This is a genomic window from Prochlorococcus marinus XMU1419 (genome assembly GCF_017695955.1).
GTDB classification, from domain to species: domain Bacteria; phylum Cyanobacteriota; class Cyanobacteriia; order PCC-6307; family Cyanobiaceae; genus Prochlorococcus_A; species Prochlorococcus_A marinus_AD.
In genome coordinates, this window is the sequence record NZ_JAAORO010000001.1 from 599,592 (window position 1) to 620,742 (window position 21,151).

25 protein-coding genes and 1 tRNA gene are annotated in these 21,151 nt (G+C 30.1%); 15 read left to right on the plus strand and 11 right to left on the minus strand.

What is annotated here, in order from left to right:
• Positions 1-51 precede the first annotated feature (51 nt).
• On the plus strand, positions 52-1,380 hold the full coding sequence (locus HA151_RS03360) for an O-acetylhomoserine aminocarboxypropyltransferase/cysteine synthase family protein (RefSeq protein WP_209106086.1): 1,329 nt from the start codon (positions 52-54) through the stop codon (positions 1,378-1,380).
• Positions 1,381-1,393: 13 nt separating this feature from the next.
• Positions 1,394-2,284 (plus strand): homoserine O-succinyltransferase, encoded by an 891-nt coding sequence (locus tag HA151_RS03365; RefSeq protein WP_209106087.1) that lies wholly within the window; start codon positions 1,394-1,396, stop codon positions 2,282-2,284.
• A 4-nt stretch (positions 2,285-2,288) separates the two neighbouring features.
• Here the strand turns inward: HA151_RS03365 and HA151_RS03370 are convergent, their stop codons facing one another.
• Positions 2,289-3,854, minus strand: a complete 1,566-nt coding sequence (locus HA151_RS03370) for a SulP family inorganic anion transporter (protein ID WP_209106088.1) — start codon at positions 3,852-3,854, stop codon at positions 2,289-2,291.
• A 30-nt stretch (positions 3,855-3,884) separates the two neighbouring features.
• Entirely contained in the window at positions 3,885-5,162 is a 1,278-nt protein-coding gene (locus HA151_RS03375) for an FAD-binding protein (protein ID WP_209106089.1), read from the minus strand.
• Positions 5,163-5,209: 47 nt separating this feature from the next.
• On the opposite strand from HA151_RS03375, the gene HA151_RS03380 reads away from it, so the two are divergent.
• Positions 5,210-6,334 carry a sirohydrochlorin chelatase gene (locus HA151_RS03380; RefSeq protein WP_373922065.1) on the plus strand — a complete coding sequence of 375 codons (1,125 nt, stop codon included), beginning with the start codon at positions 5,210-5,212 and terminating at the stop codon, positions 6,332-6,334.
• 382 nt (positions 6,335-6,716) lie between these two features.
• Positions 6,717-6,974 (plus strand): DUF2811 domain-containing protein, encoded by a 258-nt coding sequence (locus tag HA151_RS03385; protein ID WP_209106090.1) that lies wholly within the window; start codon positions 6,717-6,719, stop codon positions 6,972-6,974.
• On the opposite strand, the gene HA151_RS03390 is transcribed toward HA151_RS03385, so the two are convergent.
• Positions 6,961-8,601 (minus strand): GMC oxidoreductase, encoded by a 1,641-nt coding sequence (locus HA151_RS03390; RefSeq protein WP_209106091.1) that lies wholly within the window; start codon positions 8,599-8,601, stop codon positions 6,961-6,963. The genes HA151_RS03385 and HA151_RS03390 overlap by 14 nt on opposite strands.
• 107 nt (positions 8,602-8,708) lie before the next feature.
• Between HA151_RS03390 and HA151_RS03395 the strand changes: the two genes are divergently transcribed.
• Entirely contained in the window at positions 8,709-9,182 is a 474-nt protein-coding gene (locus tag HA151_RS03395) for a pentapeptide repeat-containing protein (RefSeq protein WP_209106092.1), read from the plus strand.
• A gap of 2 nt (positions 9,183-9,184) precedes the next feature.
• Here the strand turns inward: HA151_RS03395 and HA151_RS03400 are convergent, their stop codons facing one another.
• The 3 genes from HA151_RS03400 to gloA form a co-directional block, all read right to left on the minus strand.
• A complete protein-coding gene (locus HA151_RS03400) occupies positions 9,185-9,577 on the minus strand; it encodes an LEM domain-containing protein (protein WP_209106093.1) in 393 nt (130 codons plus the stop codon).
• Between the two features lie 2 nt (positions 9,578-9,579).
• Complete coding sequence (locus tag HA151_RS03405; protein WP_209106094.1) at positions 9,580-10,077, minus strand: VHS domain-containing protein; 498 nt, start codon at positions 10,075-10,077, stop codon at positions 9,580-9,582.
• Positions 10,078-10,347: 270 nt separating this feature from the next.
• Positions 10,348-10,737, minus strand: a complete 390-nt coding sequence (gloA, locus tag HA151_RS03410; protein ID WP_011818156.1) for a lactoylglutathione lyase — start codon at positions 10,735-10,737, stop codon at positions 10,348-10,350.
• A 133-nt stretch (positions 10,738-10,870) separates the two neighbouring features.
• Between gloA and HA151_RS03415 the strand changes: the two genes are divergently transcribed.
• Positions 10,871-11,305 carry a Tic20 family protein gene (locus tag HA151_RS03415; protein ID WP_209106095.1) on the plus strand — a complete coding sequence of 145 codons (435 nt, stop codon included), beginning with the start codon at positions 10,871-10,873 and terminating at the stop codon, positions 11,303-11,305.
• Between the two features lie 27 nt (positions 11,306-11,332).
• Here the strand turns inward: HA151_RS03415 and HA151_RS03420 are convergent, their stop codons facing one another.
• The 5 genes from HA151_RS03420 to HA151_RS03440 form a co-directional block, all read right to left on the minus strand.
• Positions 11,333-11,662 (minus strand): hypothetical protein, encoded by a 330-nt coding sequence (locus tag HA151_RS03420; protein WP_209106096.1) that lies wholly within the window; start codon positions 11,660-11,662, stop codon positions 11,333-11,335.
• Positions 11,663-11,669: 7 nt separating this feature from the next.
• Positions 11,670-12,254, minus strand: a complete 585-nt coding sequence (locus HA151_RS03425) for a hypothetical protein (RefSeq protein ID WP_209106097.1) — start codon at positions 12,252-12,254, stop codon at positions 11,670-11,672.
• 55 nt (positions 12,255-12,309) lie between these two features.
• Positions 12,310-12,510, minus strand: a complete 201-nt coding sequence (locus HA151_RS03430) for a hypothetical protein (protein ID WP_209106098.1) — start codon at positions 12,508-12,510, stop codon at positions 12,310-12,312.
• 85 nt (positions 12,511-12,595) lie between these two features.
• Positions 12,596-12,682: transfer RNA gene (locus tag HA151_RS03435), tRNA-Ser, on the minus strand.
• 251 nt (positions 12,683-12,933) lie between these two features.
• On the minus strand, positions 12,934-13,737 hold the full coding sequence (locus tag HA151_RS03440; RefSeq protein WP_209106099.1) for a hypothetical protein: 804 nt from the start codon (positions 13,735-13,737) through the stop codon (positions 12,934-12,936).
• A 596-nt stretch (positions 13,738-14,333) separates the two neighbouring features.
• Here HA151_RS03440 and HA151_RS03445 point away from each other — a divergent pair.
• From HA151_RS03445 to pilM, 9 genes are all read left to right on the plus strand, one after another.
• On the plus strand, positions 14,334-14,603 hold the full coding sequence (locus tag HA151_RS03445) for a hypothetical protein (protein ID WP_209106100.1): 270 nt from the start codon (positions 14,334-14,336) through the stop codon (positions 14,601-14,603).
• Between the two features lie 214 nt (positions 14,604-14,817).
• Entirely contained in the window at positions 14,818-15,198 is a 381-nt protein-coding gene (locus HA151_RS03450; protein WP_209106101.1) for a hypothetical protein, read from the plus strand.
• A 9-nt stretch (positions 15,199-15,207) separates the two neighbouring features.
• Complete coding sequence (locus HA151_RS03455; RefSeq protein ID WP_209106102.1) at positions 15,208-17,070, plus strand: type II secretion system protein GspD; 1,863 nt, start codon at positions 15,208-15,210, stop codon at positions 17,068-17,070.
• 14 nt (positions 17,071-17,084) lie between these two features.
• The gene (locus tag HA151_RS03460; protein ID WP_209106103.1) at positions 17,085-17,774 is read left to right on the plus strand and encodes a PilN domain-containing protein; all 690 of its coding nucleotides are present in this window, start codon (positions 17,085-17,087) and stop codon (positions 17,772-17,774) included.
• The gene (locus HA151_RS03465; protein ID WP_209106104.1) at positions 17,771-18,442 is read left to right on the plus strand and encodes a hypothetical protein; all 672 of its coding nucleotides are present in this window, start codon (positions 17,771-17,773) and stop codon (positions 18,440-18,442) included. The genes HA151_RS03460 and HA151_RS03465 overlap by 4 nt, the downstream gene beginning before the upstream one ends.
• Positions 18,443-18,445: 3 nt before the next feature.
• Positions 18,446-18,952 (plus strand): hypothetical protein, encoded by a 507-nt coding sequence (locus HA151_RS03470; protein WP_209106105.1) that lies wholly within the window; start codon positions 18,446-18,448, stop codon positions 18,950-18,952.
• Positions 18,953-19,171, plus strand: coding sequence for a hypothetical protein (locus HA151_RS03475; protein WP_209106106.1), 219 nt, complete (start codon positions 18,953-18,955; stop codon positions 19,169-19,171).
• 2 nt (positions 19,172-19,173) lie between these two features.
• Positions 19,174-19,707 (plus strand): hypothetical protein, encoded by a 534-nt coding sequence (locus HA151_RS03480; RefSeq protein WP_209106107.1) that lies wholly within the window; start codon positions 19,174-19,176, stop codon positions 19,705-19,707.
• The coding region (gene pilM, locus HA151_RS03485) for a pilus assembly protein PilM (protein ID WP_209106108.1) at positions 19,704-21,151 on the plus strand (1,448 nt) is incomplete at its 3' end. The genes HA151_RS03480 and pilM, both read left to right, overlap by 4 nt.

The window sequence follows — 21,151 nt, forward strand, 5'->3', positions numbered from 1 at the left end:
TTTTTTTGAGACATTTTTAAGTTAAATAGATAATAGGATTATTTAAAAATTTTGAGCAACCAAAAGTTTGAGACTCTTCAGTTACATGCAGGCCAAGTGCCTGATCCAACTACAAATTCTAGAGCAGTGCCAATTTATCAAACTAGTTCCTATGTCTTTGATAATGCCGAGCATGGAGCGAATCTTTTTGGATTAAAAGAATTTGGAAATATTTACACTCGACTTATGAACCCCACCACAGATGTCTTCGAAAAAAGAATGGCAGCTTTGGAGGGAGGTATGGCTGCACTTGCAACATCCTCAGGTCAAGCTGCTCAATTCTTGGCAATCGTGAACTGCATGACAGCGGGGGATAATTTTGTCTCTACTTCTTTTCTATATGGTGGGACCTACAATCAATTTAAAGTACAATTTCCAAGATTAGGAATTGAAGTTAAATTTGCTGATGGCGATAGTGTCGATAGTTTTAGAAATAAAATTGATGATAAAACCAAAGCAATATATGTCGAATCAATGGGAAATCCTCGATTTAATATCCCAGATTTTGAGGGACTCTCTGCTTTGGCGAAAGAAAATGGAATTCCTTTAATAGTCGATAATACCCTTGGTGCGGGTGGCGCTTTAATAAGACCAATTGATTTTGGGGCCGATGTTGTTGTAGAAAGTGCAACAAAATGGATTGGTGGACATGGAACAAGTATCGGAGGGGTTATTGTTGATGCCGGAACCTTTGATTGGGGAAATGGTAAATTCCCACTAATGAGTGAGCCAAGCGCTGCTTATCATGGGCTCGTTCATTGGGATGCTTTTGGTTTCGGTAGCGATATCTGCAAATCTTTGGGAGTACCTGATAATAGAAATATAGCTTTTGCGTTAAGAGCAAGACTTGAATGCCTGAGAGACTGGGGATCAGCTCAAAGTCCTTTTAATTCCTTCTTATTATTGCAGGGTTTGGAAACTCTAAGTTTGAGAATAGAAAGACAAACTTCTAATGCTCTTGAATTGGCAAAATGGTTGGATTCTAATTCTAATGTAAGTAGCGTTAATTACCCTGGTCTAGAATCTGATCCATATTACTCAAGTGCCAAAAAATATACTACTGGAAGGGGAATGGGTTGTATGCTTATGTTCTCTCTTAATGGGGGTTATGAAAATGCAGTAAAATTTATTGATTCCTTAAAATTAGCGAGCCACCTTGCTAACGTGGGTGATTCAAAAACATTAGTAATTCATCCTGCTTCAACAACTCATCAGCAATTATCAGAAGAAGAACAATTATCTGCAGGTGTTACTCCCACAATGGTAAGAGTTTCTGTAGGAATTGAGCATATTGATGATATAAAAGCAGATTTCCAACAAGCACTTTCACAAATCACATAGGAAAGGAGATTTATTGGCTTTAATAATTCCTAGTAACTATCACAAGATTAGTGATGTCGAGAAAAATCATATATCTTGGATTGAACCAGAGTTGGCAAAAAGACAGGATATTCGTCCTCTAAGGATTGGTATTTTGAATATCATGCCTCTTGGCAAGCAGTATGAATTTAACTTATTACATCCACTAGGTTTATCTCCTCTTCAAATAGAGCCAGTTTGGATAAAGCTTAAAACTCACTCTTATAAAACATGGGATCTTAATCATCTAAATAATCTATACATAACATGGGAAGAAGCAAATAATCCTGAACCTTTAGATGGAATCATTATTACTGGAGCACCTATTGAGCACTTAGCCTTTGAGGATGTTAAGTATTGGGATGAATTTGTGAAAATTGTAAATGAAGCTAAAACTTCTTGTGCGAGTACTCTTGGATTATGTTGGGCTGGCTTTGCGCTGGCTTATTTGGCAGGGGTCGATAAGAAAGTTTTTGATAGGAAATTATTTGGGGTATTCCCTTTAAAAAGTCTTGTTCCGGGCCATCCTTTGATGGGTACACAAGATGATGAATTTATTTGTCCTCAAAGTAGATTTGCGGGATTACCAGATTTGGAGATGGAGAAAGCCCAAAAAGAAGGGAAATTGAATTTGCTGGCTTATGGAGAAAACGTCGGATACACAATATTTGAATCTAATGATCAAAAACAACTTATGCATTTAGGACACCCTGAATATACGGTGCATAGAATTATTAGTGAAATTGAAAGAGACAAAGAAAAGGGAGATGTCCCTCCTCCTGAAAATTTTGATCTAAATAGTTCAAAAACTTCTTGGAGATCTCATAGGAATTTACTTTTTCAGCAATGGCTTTGGTTTTGTTATCAACAAGTTAGTCTTAATTAATATTTTAATGAGAGCTCTCAATACCACCTAGTCTTTCAAATAAGTTAAGACTTTCTTTATTTAATCCTACAATTTCAACTTTAGAACCACCATTCTGGAATTTTCTAATAATTTGCTCAAGAGCTACAACACCACTTTGATCCCAAATATGAGCTAAAGACATATCAATGATAATATTTTCTGGATGTTCATGAATATCAAATCCTTGTAAAAAATAAATTTTACTTACAAAAAATAATTGTCCTTTTACTTTGTAGGTAATCAAATTATTATCTTTCGCCCTTGAGACAACTATAACTTTAGCGACTTTTCTGCTGAAAAGAATTGCAGCTAATGCAACTCCTGCAATAACTCCAAGTGCAAGATTATGAGGTTTTGTGAGCATTGTAACTGCAAAAGTCATAAGCATTACTGCAGTATCGCTTTTAGGTATCTTTCTAATATTTTTTAATCCATTTATATCCGCTGTACTTATAGCGATCGTTATCATGATTGCTATTAAAGCAGCCATGGGTATTGCTCCAATCCAAGACTTCAAAAGGATGATCATAATTAGTAGAGATATACCTGAGGAGAGGGTTGATAATCTTGTTTTCCCACCATTTTCAGTATTCATAACAGATTGCCCAACTAAGGCACATCCTGCCATTCCACCAAATAAGGATGCCACAATATTTGCAATTCCCTGTCCTCTTGCTTCTTTATTTTTATTAGAACTTGTATCAGTTACATCGTCTAAAATGTCTTGAGTTAAAAAGGTTTCCATTAAACCCACGAGAGATATTGCAAGTGCGGTTGGTAAAATTACCCCTAATGTTTCAAGACTAAAAGGGACTTTCCCATTTTCTATTGATCCAAAAGGAAGAGAAAGACTTGGTAATCCATCAGGTAATTTACCCAAATCGCTAACTGTAGGGACATCAAGGTTAAAGAATATGCTTATAAGAGTAATAACCACTATTGCGATAAGTTGAGATGGGACTACTTTTGTGATTTTTGGAAGCCCATAGATAATTATTAATCCTAGGATTACAAGAATCCAAACTACTGGAATCTGAGAGTTAACTGGATATTGACTTATAGTTTGTTCAACCAACCCTTTTGAATCTTTGATACCTATTCCTAACTGCGGTAGTTGTGCTTGAAATATCAGAAGTGCCAGTGCATTTACAAATCCACTTAATACTCCTGTTGGCACGAATCGCATTTGGTAGGCAAGTCTTAAATATCCCCAAAGAATTTGAAATATTCCAGTTAATATTCCAGCTGCAATAAGATATGGTACTCCCAATCCAGGAGCTTGTGATTCTCCATAAGCAACAAGTCCAGTCATTAAAAGAGCTGTTGAACCTGTGGCTGAAGTGATCATGCCCCTTCTCCCTCCAACAATCGCAATTGTTATTGATAAGCAAAATGCACCAAAAAGGCCAACTTTAGGATCTACACCAGCTATACCTGAAAAAGCAATTGCTTCTGGGATCATTGCGAAAGCAACAACTAAGCCAGAGAGAATATTTGACTTTGGATCATCTAACCAATTTTTAGATAAATATCTTGGGAAATTTGACATTTTAAGTTTCTTTATAATTAAGAAGTTACCTCATAAAGGAGGCAAAATTCCCTGTGGGTCAAAAATATTCTTTAAAGTTTTTAATTCATTCATTCTATTTCCAAAGGCTAATGTAATTTCTTCCTCATGAGAATCCAAATGATTATGCAATTGTGCTAAGTGAATATTTGGATAAAACCTTTTTAGCTTGCTCCAAGATTTATAAATCCATTCCAAAGCGATTTCTTTTTCTTGAAGATCATTTTTTTTCCATGATGCATATATCCATGGTTTCCAAGTACTTTTTCTATGAACAAAAAAGCTTGAGCCATGATTTAACTTTTTAGTTTTGCAACCTAATTGTTGAGAAGCGATATAACAGGAATTATTAGGTTTATTTCCCATTATTTCATCCAAACATTTTATGAAAATTGGGATATCATTTTTTAAATCTTCTCCAAGAAGACTAATTACCTCAGAATGGTTATTTACATTCAGCTCATATAAATTCAATTCCTTTGGGAAGAAATTTATTTTGTTAAAGTTTTCATAAAGTCTTTTTTCTAGAGTAGGAAATTTGTCTAGAAGTATTAAGTGTTCTTCTGTTCTTTTATCCTCTAAATTATTTTTGAGTTCAGCAAAAATATATATGTAAATTTTTTGTGCATAAATCCATTGAAGACTAATATTTTCTGGAAATTCCTCTGATAGTTTTATTATTTCTGATAGTTCATTTAGATTTATAAATCCCTCAATAACTTTAATTGGATTAGATTGAAAAGTATTAAGTTCTATTTCTGTAATAATTGAGAAGAAGGGTGCTGCTCCTTTAATTGCTTCCCAAATTAATTGTTCTTCTCGATTTATTTGATTTTTTTTTAAAGAGATAAATGTGCCATTACCCAAGAAACCTTTTATTGATTCAATATTATCAATGGCTAATCCGTAGGTTCTACTGAGTGGGCTTACTCCACCAGTAAGTATATAGCCTGCTCCAGGAAGTTTAGAAAGTCCGATTGGAAAACTTCGATTATGTTTTTGTAAATGATTTATTAGATCCCCCATTATTACTCCCCCTCCAATTGTTACTAAATTGGTTTTTCTATCTAGGTGAATTTTGCTGTGATTTTTTCTTAAATCAAGAGTTGTAAAACCATTTTTTGCACAGCTAGAGGTTGTACCTCCACTACATACGCAAAGATGTTCGAATTTTTCCCTAGAATAGTTATCCTCATTAAATAAGGAATCATCCACGTCATAAATTAATTTCTTTAATTTTGCATCTTTTGAGTTAATATTAGGAACCTCAAGCAAGTTATTATTTTTCACTACATGATATTGTTCTTTACTATTATGGTATAAATAATAATTTGAATTTGGATAATTTAGATTCGAAGTTAAATAATCAAGTCGCGATACTTATCTGTGGGCACGGGAGTCGAAATAAACTAGCCATTACTGAATTTCAAGAATTAACCAAGTTCATCCAAAAAAGATATCCAAACTTTTTAGTTGAATATGGTTTCTTGGAATTTGCTAAACCTTCACTTGTTGATGCTCTAGACAAGTTAAAAGATCTTTCTATAAAAAAAGTAATTGCAATACCTGCAATGCTTTTTGCTGCTGGCCATGTAAAAAATGATATACCTAGCCTGCTTATGAATTATTCAAGTAAAACGGGAATTGAAATAATTTATGGAAGAGAATTAGGTATTAATAATTTAATGATTAGTGCAGCTTGTGAAAGAGTAAAAGATGTATTTAAACAAAATAATACTCTCAAACCTGAAGAATCATTATTAGTTGTTGTGGGTAGAGGCTCTTCTGACCCAGATGCAAATTCCAATGTTTCAAAAATTACGAGAATGATCGTAGAGGGTATTGGTTTAGGGTGGGGGGAAACAGTTTTTTCTGGAGTAACCTTCCCTCTCGTTGAACCTGGCTTAAAGAATGTCGTGAGACTTGGTTATAAAAATATAATTATTTTCCCTTATTTCCTTTTCTCAGGTGTCCTTGTCACAAGAATAAAAAGGCAAAGTGATTTAGTTGCGATTAATAATCCAAATATTTCATTTATACATGCAAAATATCTTTCGTCTCAATCTTATGTGGTTGACACTTTTGTAGAAAGGATTGAAGAGATTCTTAATAACGAAGGTAGTAATTTTATGAATTGCTCAACTTGTAAATACAGATCAAATTTATTTGGCTTTGAAAAAGAAGTTGGAATGGTACAAGAAAGTCATCATGACCATGTAGAGGGCTTGGGTATTAGCTGTGATTTATGTGATCCTGAATGTAATGGTGCTTGTGAAATACAAAATCAAATCCCAACTCATAACCATGAAAAATCATACTCAGGTGAAGGTGATTATTTAGAACATGAACATGTAGAGGCTCATCAACATGAACATAATCACCATCATCATCACCATAGTATTTATCCAAATTCAAAACATCCTTTAGGACCTGTCACGCTTCGCTTGCCTAATAAAGACTAAATCTTAAGAAAATCCGTTGAAAACCAATGAATCACCTGTCTCTTTCTCGACTTAGTCTTAATAGACTCAGCATATATAAGTATTCTTAATATAAAATCTTGAAATTATTTTGAGCTAGATTTTCCACAATTTACGGGTTGTTTTCCACGTCCAAATCCACATTGGACTAGAAATGGCAGTATTTTTCAAAAAAAACAGGACTTCAACATTATTGTTGACTTTTTATTAAGATCTATTCAATTTCCTTATTCGAAAAAGAAGTTTTTTAAAAACCCACTCATAACATGAGTCTCATTTGATAATTTGAAAAGTTTTCTAACAGATATTTTTTGATTTTTTTAGAAAAAAATATCATTATGGATAAGCAGAAAATATAAAATTTATGGATCAAATCAGCCAACCAAACTTAACTGATAAGAAACTTGTCGAGTATTCTTCAAATAAAGTCTCATTAGAAACAGAGCTTTCAGAAGCTCTTTATAACACTATGAAAGATTTCGTATTAAGTAATCCAACTTGGGATCAATATAAACTTATAAATTCAGCATTAGCTACTTTTCTCTTTCAAAACGGATGTACAGATAATTCTGTCTCAGAAATTTATTTAAATCAATTATTTACACCTTCTAAGTCTTTTTAATATTTAAACAGGCTCTTCTACTTAAGGCCATCATTGTAAGTGTGGGGCTTTGCCAAGATGATGTGGGCCAGCATGCTCCATCAAGGACAAGCACATTCTTGCATCTCCATAATCTATTAAATTTATCAACTACGCTATCTTCTTCATTCATCCCCATTGGTGCTCCCCCTACTTCATGGATGTAATATCCAGGAGGAGGAGGACTATCTGAAAATGCTATTAAATTTTTTGTAAATAAACTACCTAATGGGATATTGATTAGTTCATTAATATTTTTTATTTCTCCATTTGCAGCAGTGATTGATTTTCGGATTGTGTTTTCCATGTGTTTAGCCATGTTTAACTCATTTTCGCTCCATTCGAAATCAATGTAGGGAATTGGGATACCCCATTCATCTGTTTTCCTTGAGAGAGAAACTGCGTTTTTCTCTCTAGGAAGGACTTCGCCGTGGGCGATAAGAAAGCCAATGGATGTGTTTGCGTCTTTTTGCAAAAATTTAGGTATTCCTAATCGATCAATTGCCCCCCATATTCCATACCCTCTATGAAAATTCATGTCGTCAATTTTTGGTAAATTTGTACCGAATGGAATAAAGAAGCTTCCTGCTCCAGAAAGATCGGGAGGGTTATCTAATGGTTTTCCAGAGTTTTTTGTTTTTGGGACTGAAAAAAATTTACAGATAGATATATGGTCCATAAGGTATTTCCCTAATTTCCCAGAATTATCTTTAAAACCTGAGGAACTTGATTTATATTCTGAGTTCAGTAGTATTCTGAGTGTTGAAATTGTAGATGCGCAAAGAAGGATTAAATCACAATTTAATTCTTTTTTGCATCCATTTTCTAAGTTTACGATCGTAAGTTTTGATGCAAGCTCTGTTATCTTGTTAATCTCAAAAGATTCCACTAGGTGATTTGAAATTATTTGAACATTCCCAGTATTTAAAGCTTTTTTCAAAGTGCTACCTATACTAGAAGATCTTGGCCACTTTCTATCTTTTACTGATGCATTACAGTCAAATCCTCTTGATTGTATAAATGGATAGTTTAATTTTGATTTAACTTTGCTGCCAAAAATATTTTCGTTTTCTGTTAGAGGTATTTCTCCAATATATTTACCGTTTGGGACTTCTTTAATGTCATCTTTTCGTCCATAGATGCCACAGAAATTTTCAATGAAATCATAGTGAGAGGATAGTTCATCGTATGAAATAGGCCAGTTTGGTCCGAATCCGTCTTTTTTAGCCGGATGAAAATCTTCTGAGGAAAGTCTTAATGTTATACCTCCCCACGTTAATGATCTCCCCCCATATTGTTTACCTTGGGTCCAAAAAAAGGGCTTTTGGGGGGGGGATTCATAAGGATGCATCAATTCATTCGAATATAAGTCAGGATTATTTTTCCAATAACCAGGATGTTGGCATTGATTGGCATGTTTTTTTGTTAAAACTCCTGATAATCTTTTTAATGTACTTTTAGGCTCATGATTACTAGCTTCATGCCTTTTAAATTGAGGACCTGCTTCAATAACTAAAACTTTTACCCCCTGTTCTGCCAATGTAAGTGCGGCTATTCCTCCTGTAGCTCCAGAACCGACAACAATTGCATCATAAGGACTTATATCCAAAACCTATTTCGTGATTTGCTATTTCAATAAATATAGCATTCAGTAAATAATTAATTTTTAGATTTCAGCTTAAGAAGTTAGAATTCATTGAAATACTACTTAAACAAATGAGATTTATAATTTTAACTTTTTTAATAATTTTTTTAACCTTTCCTTCTAGAAGCTTTGCTGCGTTGGATTATGGTAAACAATCTTTGGTAGGAGCTGATTTTTCTGGATCTGATTTAAAAGGAGCAACTTTCTATTTGACTGATTTACAAGACGCAAATATGTCAGGTTGTGAGCTCCAAAATGCGACTCTTTATGGAGCAAAATTGAAAGATACAAATTTAAGTAACTCCAACTTAAGAGAAGTAACTTTAGACTCAGCTGTTCTAGATGGAACAGATTTATCAAATACTAATCTGGAGGATTCTTTTGCTTATAGTACCCAGTTTGAAAATGTAAAAATACAAGGTGCAGACTTCACAAATGTTTTTTTGCCAAAAGATATTATTAGGAAATTTTGTGAAAGTGCCTCTGGAACTAATCCATTCACAAATAGAGATACCAGAGAAACTTTAGAGTGCGATTACATTTAAATTTATGCACATAAAAGTTCTTTTTTAATCTTTCTTTGTTTATAAAGTGATCTTCCAACAGGCCAACCTAAAGTAGATAAATGTCTCATTAAAGAGCTTGAGTATTTGAAATTAAAATTATCTGAGCATTTGATACCGAGTTCTTTAAGAGTGGTTATTAATAAAAATAGATCTTTCTTGTTGCCTTTTTTCATCTCCAATAATATCAATGGTTCACTTGATAATTTTTTTTCTAGAACCTTATCATTTTCAGCAAAACCAACTTTAAGTGAATCAAATTTATCAGAATAAAGAGTATAAATTATTCCATCTTTGAATTTACCTATAGAAGTATCTACATTTGACCTTGATGATATTAATGTTTTGTATCCTTTTATGATTTTTCTTTTATGCATAATTATTTGATTTCATTCTGAGCTATTTCGTATTTCTCTAATAGATTGTTTACTTCTGCTAGTGCAATCCTCTTTTGACAGGCTGAGTCATATCTATTTACTGCTACCGAAGGTATTGAACCTTTGCTTTTCATTTCCCTTATACCAGTTTCTAAACATTGAAAAGCAACACTTGATAGATCTCTTCCTTCTGCTGCTGCCCAAACTTTCAAAAGATAAGTAAGATTTGATGGCACTGAGATTTGTACTTTGTTTGAATTTGAAGTGTTTAATGCAATATCATCAAGACTAATTTCTTTAGAGGAAATAGTTTCTTTAACCTTTTTCTTCAAAAATTTTACTTGGCTTATAGCGTCTTCTTTATTCTTTATTTTTTGTTCTATTTCAAATATATCTTCTTCAGAATTAATTAAAGCTTCTAATGCCCATTTAGCATCATTTTTGGCAACGGCGGTTCTATCAAGCCATTCATCCCTTATTTTTGACCAATTACTAGGCATAAGCTTTATGCGATAATTTTATAATATATAAATCTAAATAGATTGTCTACATATTCTGTATAGATTTAATATAGATTTAATATAGATTATATAAATTTATTTTATTTTAAGAATTCCTCGTCTTGGAAATAATCTTTTATACACATTGAAACTGCAGAATGTATCAAATATAGTTTTATTGGTATTTTTTTAGTTAATTGAAAACCATATATTTGATGCAATTTTTTTAAAAATTATTTATTAGTTTATTTAATAAAAACTCCCGAACTTTTAATCTCTTTCAATAAGTTCAATTTTATATCCATCTGGATCCTCAACAAAGGCTAAGACTGTAGTACTATTTTTCATTGTTTTAGGTTTGGTTGTTATTTTGCAACCATTATTTTCTAATCCTTGGCAAATAAGATGAATATCTTTTACTCCAATAGCTATATGACCATATTTATCCCCAAGCTCATAGTCTTCAGACTTTTTATCCCAGTTATAAGTTAATTCAATTACTGAGTTTTCTTTTTCTGAGCCATAACCAACAAATGCCAAAGTGAACTTTCCATGAGGGTAATCCTTTTTTCTTAATAAATTCATACCTAATCTATTGACATAGAAATCAATGGATTTATCTAGATCTCCAACTCTCAACATTGTGTGTAGGATACGCATTTTGAATTATGAACCTTAGTCAATTATCTAATATTTAATAACCATCTGCAAAAGTTGAGATTTTAGAGGCAAGGTCTTTAATTAAGTTAAGAAAAATTAGGTTAAAATATTCGTACTTAATTTAAATAACATATTGAATCAGATATTACAGAGACTCTCATCAGTATTTTTGTATACTTTACCTTTAAAGGCATCAATACCTTTTGGATATTATTTGTTTTATAAATATTCTTTTTTGAAAATACTGTTATTTCTGACTTTTCCAATAGCAATAATTGAAAAATCTTTGCCTTTTGGCAGTTTTTTATTATTTATAATTTTGTTTGCTGGATTAGCAAGAAATCCAAAAGTCCCCTATTTTGTTAGATATAATGCATGCCAAGCATTACTTATTGATATTGCTTTGATAATAATTTCATATCTCTTAAGAATATTTCCCATAGTTGAATTAGGCTCAATTATTTTTGTATTTACACTATGTATTTTTATCTATTCGATTTCTCAATGTATATATGGAGTTGAACCCGAAATACCCTTAATTAGTAAATCTGTAAGAATGCAAATTTAAAAAGATTTATAGATTTACTGACTTTCTTTAACACTCATTCAGAATAGATTCCCATCTTTGTTGACTTGCCTTTATTGCTTGCATTGGTGGATTAGCTCCCTCAATTTCAAAAGCTTTAATTAATGATTTATTAGCTAATAGGCCTAATCTTGCAGCCTCTCTTTGCCTAGAGCATACTTTTTTTCTTGACCCTTCTTTTAGACTATTTTCGATTTCTTTGAGAATCTGGCTAGCTTCATTCGATTTAGAATAAAAATCATTCATGTAAACATCAAGTGCTGTATCAGCAATGATTTCAACTGGATAAATTATTGTGACTAAGCACACAATAAAACTTGCAAATACTAATTTTTTCATAAGAAACTTAAGTAAATTTTTTTTTCGATCTCTTTAAAACTAAATAAAACGTAAGAACGCTAATTGTTCCGGATGGGCCTATTAAAACATGCCAAAATTGATCTCCACTAATTGAGAGCCTTGTTCCAAAGAAAGTCGTAAAAAAAATACCAAATATTGGGTAAAGGATAAAAAGCCAATCTTTAAAAACTCTTTGCCAATTAATAATTAGAAGGATACTTATAATTACTTGAAAAAAAAGAGCAATAGTTTTACCAAATAAAAAATATGAGATTATTGAACATAAAGAAATGCATAAATTAGTTTTTTGAATAAATTTATTTTTTATAACTGATATTGATAAACATGTTAGACCTAAAGATAGGAAAGAATAAAAAAACCAATTAAATAAAGAGGAATGATCAACATAAATCCAAGATGTTTGTGTATGATCGATCATTTCAGAAATCGATGCCAATCCTAAAAAAATAAAACCGAAAGGTATCAATTCGCTTTTCTGAATGTGTTTGAATTTTTTGATTGATCTAATTCCTAATAATATTGGGATGATTGCCGCCTGAAAATGGGCTAATAATAAAATTGAAAAGAACAAAATAAATTCTCAAACTCAATTAATCTGAAATTTATAAACAAAAATCATTTTCAGTTTATCTTAGTAGAGATAGATACCATTGCCCAATTACTATGATTAATAATGTAAGAACAAAAGGGAAAGCAGGATATCTTGTCTGAAAATTAGCTGGTGGCCAAGGAGACCAAGGTATTAATCTTCCTTGAGGTTCATTTGAAATAACTTTTTTTTTTAATTTTTTGGATGCTAAATTATCTGTGGCAAATCCTTTGCTCATTGTTCAAATAAAAATTATCTTAACAAAAACGTATCAAAAGGGCGTTTATATTATTCAGTTAAATTTCCCATGCTTTTTATTAGAACGGAGGGGGTGGGATTCGAACCCACGGTACCCTTGCAGATACGCTAGTTTTCAAGACTAGAGCCTTAAACCACTCGACCACCCCTCCAGGCAAAAATTATTAAATTTTTAGCTTTTTAATTATAACAAAAGGTGGTTGATTTTTTCGGAAACAGTTCGGAAACGCATGTCAAGTTAGATATAAAAGCTATTGCTATAACTACAAGTAAGCTAGCTTTCAAGACTAGAGCTTTAAATCACTCTACCATCCCTTCCGAAGGGATATGCACTTTGTTGAACTAAGAAAAAAGTTGTAGTCCAGAAATTATTGTAATTTGTATTACGGTATTGAACTTAAATCTAAAAAGTAGGCCCTGCTTCAAAGTTACTGTACATATAAAAAGCAGAGGCAATATCCTTTATTAGATCATTTATCTCTTTATTATCTGTGAGACCTAACTTTATTGCTTTCTGAGCTAGAACTTTTACTTTATCTATATCCGAGTATTTTGTCTTCAAATTAATAGCTAAAGCCATTTGCTCTTTAAAACCAAATTCCCCATTAGTAACCAATTCTTCATACTTACTAAATGCATATTTTAAAAAATTCTTAATTTCAATACGCAATTTTTCAAGGGCTATAATTTTATCATTGCTTTCAATTAACTGGTCTGACCATGCTTGGAAGTTAGCACTAGAATCAATATTAGACGCTTTATTTCGTTCTTTTTTAATTTCTTCATTAATTCTATTATCTACAAACTGTATAGCAGCTTCTTTTCCAGTTAATTGTTTTGCATTTTCTTTTTCGAAACGTTTATTTTTTTTATCGCAATATTCAAATACTTCTTTATATTTATTTATTTTATTTTTATATTCTTCTTTCTTCAATTTAAATTGTTCATTTGACTGCCCCTCAGGTTTTAACTCAGATAATTTTCTCTCAAAAAATTGAATAGCTCTTTTAGAAGTAGCCTTACAATCACTTTCTATCTCATCAAATGTCCTAATCCCGCCACCACCACCACCTTCAGCGATAGGAATTTCATGCGCTTCAAAAGAATTATTTTCGTTCTCTAATGAATCATTAATTGTCGCACTTTCAATAGAGGGAATAAATATAGTGCTAACAGCTAAAGAAAAAATTAAATTTCTTTTTTTCATAAAATTTTATCTATATGTAAGTATTATTGCTAAGCATAGATTTTTAGCAATTATTTGTATCCTTATGCAAATAGTGAATTTAGAAAAGAAAATCGTCCCATAAATAAATTCACTTTTTAGAAGAAAAATAGAAATTTAAGATTTATGAAAAGATTTTACTTTTCTAAAAAACTAGGTTTTTAAAAATCTTTAAATTAATAAATAGTTGAAAAACGATTTGTGGTATGAAAGAAAATAATATTGAGTTAATAAGAAAAAAGTTTCTATTTTTTAATTGTTTTCTTTTATCAATTAAATTAAAAATAAGTATTAACAAACTAAGATTTAAAATAATATTGAAAATTGACCCTGATAACATTTGATCGTAAGTGTTACCAAAGTAGGGTCTCAATAGAAATCCTGAAAATAAAAGTAAATATGCTGAAATAGTGGAATGCAAAGATGATAAGATCTTAAATCCTAATATGCTTTTTTGAGGAAGCCTAACAAAATAATTTATTCTCATCTTTTAATTTAAACATATTTTTTTTGGTTTAATTATTATTAATCATAATAAATTTAATGTTTTTTATTGAATTTGATTTAATTTTAATATTATGCGAAAAAAATCACTGAAATCAAAAACTTTTGAGTATTTAATAGTTATTTTTTTTGGATTTTTTCTGGGGATTTTTATTGTTTGGCCTGGTCTAATCTCAGTAAAAGGCAGAAAATGCTTTACAAAAATCATTAAAGATGGTGGTGATGGAAGTATTAAATTAACTACAGTTTTATCTATTGACCCTAAATACCTTCTAAAAATTAAGAATGCCAAAAATAATTATTACAAAGTTCTATATATAGGAGATTACTGTTTTAGAAAATAATCATTAATTAAAGATAATTTTATAAAAAATAGATTTTGATTTTTACAAATTTATCTTTTTATAATTAATTTTTAGAGAAAATTAAAAAATTATCAATTTAGTGTAAAGTTAATATGCCGACAAAATTTGTTATTTATAAGTGTTTAGTATTAAAATAGTATTAATTGGTTGTAATTTTTTTGAATACTTCTTTAGATAAATTACTAAAAAGATTATGAAACAAAAAAAATATTTAAGATTTAAAAGGCAAATTTATAAAATCATTACATGTTACTTTTTAATCAATAGTTCCTTTTTAATTTCTTTAGTATTTGCGGAAGATTACAAATTTCAAATTAGATCTGAAAACTTTAAAGAAGTTTTCTTTAAAGGTGATACAAATTATCAAGATTATGATTCATACAATAATCAATTAGAACTATTCTTTGGTGCGGATAAATATAATTCCTTAGATTCTTTAGAGAAAAAAAAATTTCTAGATTTAGCACTACCTTTCTCTTCAAGAGATATTAGAAAACTATACGATGATAAGTTGAAACAAATGTCTGCAAAAGAAAATTATCATTTAGATGTTTTTTTTAATGATAAATTATAAAAAGATTTTATGAATAATCAAAAAAGTAAAAATAAACTGAATTTCCTTTTAGTTCCTTTTTTAATTCTTTATCCTTTGTTTTTAAATTCTTATTCTTCTGAAAATGAGGGAGGAAATATTGTAGATGAGGCTGAAGAAATTATTCCTTTGATAGATGAAGTTATTCATAAGAAAAATAAAAAACAAAAATCAATTCAAAAAGATAAATTCGATATGGATGATAAAAAAACTTACCTAAAAGACTCAGTTGAAAATAAACAAAGTGAAGAGGATAATCTTAAAGATTCTATTAAAAATAAAAAAGCTAAAGATATTATTTCAAATCAAGAAGTACTTTTTAATGAGAAAAAAAAGGATAAATCTATAAATAAATTTTCACCTGTTCCTAGAGGAGGTGATATATATACTGGTCAATTTGAGATCCCCTTAAGAGGTTATATAAAGCTTAAAGATCAAAAAATATCAGTTAATTTGAAAGATTCAGATCCAATTGCGGCACTCAAATTGATCGGAAAATTGGGGAATTATGGAATAGTTATTGTAGAAAATGATAAAAAAGAACAGGACTCTACAGAAAGTAATAAAAAATTAATAACAGTAAGTTTTGATGAAATAGATATTTCTGATGTTTTCAATAGCATACTGATGTCGTCCAACCTTCAGGCAAAATTAGAAAAAAATATTATTTTTATTGGAGAAGATATTTTAAACAAAAGTCTAAATCCTAGCATCTCAAAGACTTATAGAATTAATCAAGCAAATGCAGCATCTGTCGCTGATTATCTGAAAACATTGGGAGCAAGAATATCCAAGGTTCTTGTAAAAGGTTCAAGTAACGACGGAGCAGAAATTTCAGATAGATTTCAACAAGCAAATCTAGAAGATAGTCTTATAGATCCATATGGTAATGAAGGTGGTCCACTCAATGGATTGATAGGGACGGTAGACCTTAGATTGCAGACAATTACTTTAATAGGCTCACAAGAATTAATAAATACATCAGAAAAATACATAAAAGCTATGGATCGAAGACATAAGCAAGTAGCTCTAAATGTGAAAATTATCGATGTTGCTTTAAGTAAGCAGGATACTAAGAGAAATATGTTGGAATTTAGAACAGGAGAGACGCGTGTAATCAGTAATGCAGGGTTATCAGTAAGGACTGGGAATGAAACTCCTGGAATTCCAGATGAAAATTCCCTTGTACAAACCCCTTTTGGAGGTGGAGGTCTGGCCGAAGGAGTATTTGCTAATTGGTTAATGGCAAAGATTACAAATAATGACGCAAAAATAATGGCATCCCCTACTCTAATTTTAGGAGAAAATAATGATCCAAATTTATCTGGTGCAGCACAAGTTGATGATGCATTAGGTAAGGCAACCATTGGAAGACCTTTTTCTAACGAGGGCTTCATAAAAGTAGGTGAGACAGTCATAACAAAATTTGAAAGAACTGTTGATGAAGGAGGTGCCGCTACTTGTATTGCTACTGAGGGAACTGCTGGTATTACTTTTGGCGCAAAAGTTGATAAAATTGATGATAATGGTTACGTTACTTTTTCTTTAAGTCCAGCAATTTCATCAGTAACTGGCACAGTGGAAATAATCGGTTGTGGGATACAAAGCACACTTAGCGTGAGAAAACTTGATACTGGAGCAATAAGAGTAAAAAATAAAGATACACTTGTTTTAACAGGTGTAATTAAAGATGAGGACAGTACATCAACTTCTAAAGTCCCCATATTGGGAGATTTACCTCTTTTAGGATCATTGTTTAGGGATAGTAGAGATATTAAAAAGAAAAGTGAATTAATAATTTTAGTCACTCCTAAAATACTAAATGATGATTTGTCAGTGAATTATGAACTTTAAATGTTTAGCCTCATATGAATAATAAAAGTTTTAAGCAGATTGATATATTAAGAAAAAGAAGAGAAGAAACTCTTTTATTAGATCCTTATTTCATAGATAATAAAAAGTTTATAAAAAAAGGGATTTTTTTTGGTACTTCTTTGATACTTACTACATTATTTATAGGTATAGTTTTTATTATTAGAACAAATATCCTTGAACAAAGAAAATCCAATATAAGAGAATATGTAGACCAATATGACTCTTTAGTTATTAATTTAGATAATGAATCTATTGAGTTAAAGAAGATAGCTGAATTCAATAAAAATCTTAAACAGTCAATATCAAATATAAATTCAAGTTCTGCTTTTTTTAAGGAAATTTCACGCTTAGTTCCAAAAGGAATGCAACTAACTGAAATTAATATAAATGGTGAAAAATTAACTTTAAAAAGCAGGATAAATCATAAAAAACCATTAGAACTGCTTAATGCATTCTTAATTCTTCTAGATGATTCTGAATTCCTAAATTTTGATGCTATTGATCTTAATAAGATTAATACTTTTGAAAATGACTCAGAAGATCAATTATATGAGTTTAATATTCAATCAAAGATTTCTAATAAATTCGCTGATATTAATCAAAAATATCTAGATGAACTTGGCTCTTTGGGATTGTCAAATAGAATTAAAAATCTAGATAAAATTTTTGAGAATAAAATATGACCAGTTCTAATCTTAATCAAAATAGAGTTATTACTCCTGAAAGAGCGTCAGTAATTCTTCCAACAATAATCTCATCATTATTTGCATTAATAATAATTTTTGTTTTTGTTATACCTAAGTATGTAAAGTCAAATAAAGTAAATAGTGAACTAAAAGAATTTTTACGTAAAAAAGAAGAATTGCCTAAATTAAAATTGCAATACAAAATTATTAGTGAAAAACTTAAAAAGTTAAATGACAGGAAAGAAAAAATAATATATCTTGTTACAGGGAAAACTAATCTAGAAACTTTGCTTGAAAGAATTGAATATATAGGTAACAAAAATAATATAGAAATTCTGTCACTTTCTCCAAAAAGCATAACTAGCTATGTACCTTTAAAAAAAGATGCTGAAGAAACAAGCCCCCTAATTATTGATCCACTTTTGGCTGAAGGCGTAAAAAAATATACTTTTAAATTGGATTTTGAATCAAACTTTAATGACACATTATCTTTTTTGAGAGAATTGGAATTTCAAGAAAGTGTAATTTTATTTAGAGATTTAAAATTGAAATTAAAGGATAATGAAGAGAATATTAGTTCAGAATATTCGAGAAAATATCTTCTCGAAGTATCTATGGAGATAATTGTTTATGGAAAGAATATAAATAATAAAAAACAAATTTAAATTATGGTTTTTTTATATGCTGCTTTAGGTGTTCTCATGATTTCAGGAATTGCTGCGATGATGGAAGTGGCAAGTAATGTTTCAAAATTTACAATAATTAGTGCCGTTAAATCTGATAAATATATATCTGCAAACTTATCCAAATATGATAGAAGATTTTTAAAAATAATTAATGATCCTTCAGCCCCTGAATCAAATATTTGTAATTATATCGTTGATCAGACTAACGCTGAAAGATCATCACTTTTAAACGCAGGGTTAAGCCAAGAAGAAATAAATAGGATTGCTCCTATCTATTTTACTAGTATAAAAATAGACAATCAAGATATACCTTATAAAACAAATTCAAAGGATAAAAGGATTTTAGGAAGCTGTATCTTAACTAACAATGACTTGCAACACAGGGTTCTTATAAATAAAAATTCTTCTTTAAATAAAATTTACGAGTATTCATTATTTTCTTGTTACTTTGATGAAAAAACATATTGTGATTTTGAGGAGAATGAATAAATGATTTCTGCTGCACTTGGGATGGTAATAATGTCAGCAGCAACTGTAGCAATGCTTGTAGCGTTAGAAATTACGACAAATGAATTGAAAAAAGCTGGTAAATACTACCCCACCGTAGATGAAAGAGTGATTTTAGAAAATGCAGGTTTTACTAATCAAGAAATTAGGGATATTGAGGCTGAAATAGACCAAATTGATTTTGGAAATATACAAAACTAAAAATGTTAAATAAGAAAAATATTAAAAATAGAATAAAAAATAGAGGCATGACAAGTCCTGAATTAATTCTAGCAATCATGATGCTTTCTACTTTTACAGCCGTTTTTGTATTAGTCACAGAATTCATATCTGGTTTTTTTCAACCTTTAAATGATGAAGCTAGAGAAGAATTTATAAAAGCTGAAAAAGATTTAACAGATGTCTTACAAGATCATATTACTATTAATGAAACAATAGATAAAGTCATAGATTTGTTTTCTCAGCCTGGTATTGATAGAAGTTATTTTGTTAATTTATCTTGTACTTCCCTTCCTAAAGAAGAATGGGATATTCCAAGTCTAGAAAGTAATTTTCCTAAGAATTATCAGTTATGTATTAAACCTGCTTTTCCTGAAAATTCTTATCAAAGTTTACAAAAAATGGAGTCAAGGCCAGGAATATATATACTTTATGCAAAACCAATAAACGGTATAACATTCAATTCATTGCCTTTAAGAAGAATTTTTTGTAGACCTAAACCTTTCTGCTCATTATGACAAATACACCCATTAAAAAGAAAAAAATAAGTGAATATAATATGGATGACTTAAAAGAATTCTTTTATAATCTTTCACGGAAAATTAGTAGCAAAATAATTCTTTTAGAAATAGGAAATGACTTTTTCAATATTGCTGTAGCCAAGTTAGTAAAAAATCAGTTGCAAATAAATAATGTTTTTAGGCAAGTCTTACCAAAAGAGGCTATTGAGAAATCAATACCAGCTGATCCGGATGCGTTCTCTGCAGTTCTTGTAGATGTTATTAAGGATTTGAAATTAGGAGGCCAAAGAATTGCATTGGTTTTGTCTTCGGATGCTTGTTATACAAGACTTATAGATATTCCTGGAACAATTACGAATGATAAAGCTAAGTCGTTTTTAGAGGATCCTGACTCAGGAATTCAAATACCTATATCTCTAAATAATTCTGATTTTGATATCCACTTAACTGATCTACCTGAAAAGAAGAAAGGGGATGAATTTTATAAGAGATATTTTCTTACATCCTTACCTAAAAAAAGCGTAAATACTATTTTAGAAACAATTAATAAAGCAAATTTAGAGCTTTGTTCAATCCAAATGAGTCATATGTGTATAGGAAATTTATTAAGCTCAGAAATTAATAAATTAGATTCTAATAATCTAATTATTTCTGTTGACTTGTTAGATGAATTTACGCAACTAATTATTTTTGATAATTCTGGTCCATTATTTATAAAAAGACTTGCTTCTATAAGAAATTATCCAACTATTGATGAGATGAAAGAAATGCAGAATAGGGGGAAGGATGAAAAGATTAAATCAAGTAAGAAACTTTCATCTGATTATCATCCTTTATCAAAGCTTGATTTAAAGATTTTAATTAGAGAAATTAATAATACATTTAAGAATTTTATTCAAGAAAATGACTTAATCAAAATAGGAAAGATATTTCTAACAGGAAGAAATAGTCAACATGAGAATTTAGTGGAGATTCTTGGCAATAATTTATCTATGGATGTTTTTTTAATCTCGCCAATAGGTATATCTGATTTAAAAGAATTTAATTATGACCCTGATAAGTTAAATCAATTTTCTATGTCTCGTATTATTGGACTTGGGTTGAGTTTGATAAGAGAGAAATACGAAAATAATGAAAATCTTTTAAGTTCGAATAGTTTCATTATCAAAAAATATATTCATAGTGAATTCCAAAGTTCTCAAAATGAACTAGAAAATTCAAATAAATCTTCAGAACTATTATTAGAAAAAGATAATAAGAAAAAAGAGGAAGTTAAAAAAACAGTAATTAAGAAAGAAGAAGATAAGAAAAAAGAGGAAGTTAAAAAAACAGTAATTAAGAAAGAAGAAGATAAGAAAAAAGAGGAAGTTAAAAAAACAGTAATTAAGAAAGAAGAAGATAAGAAAAAAGAGGAAGTTAAAAAAACAGTAATTAAGAAAGA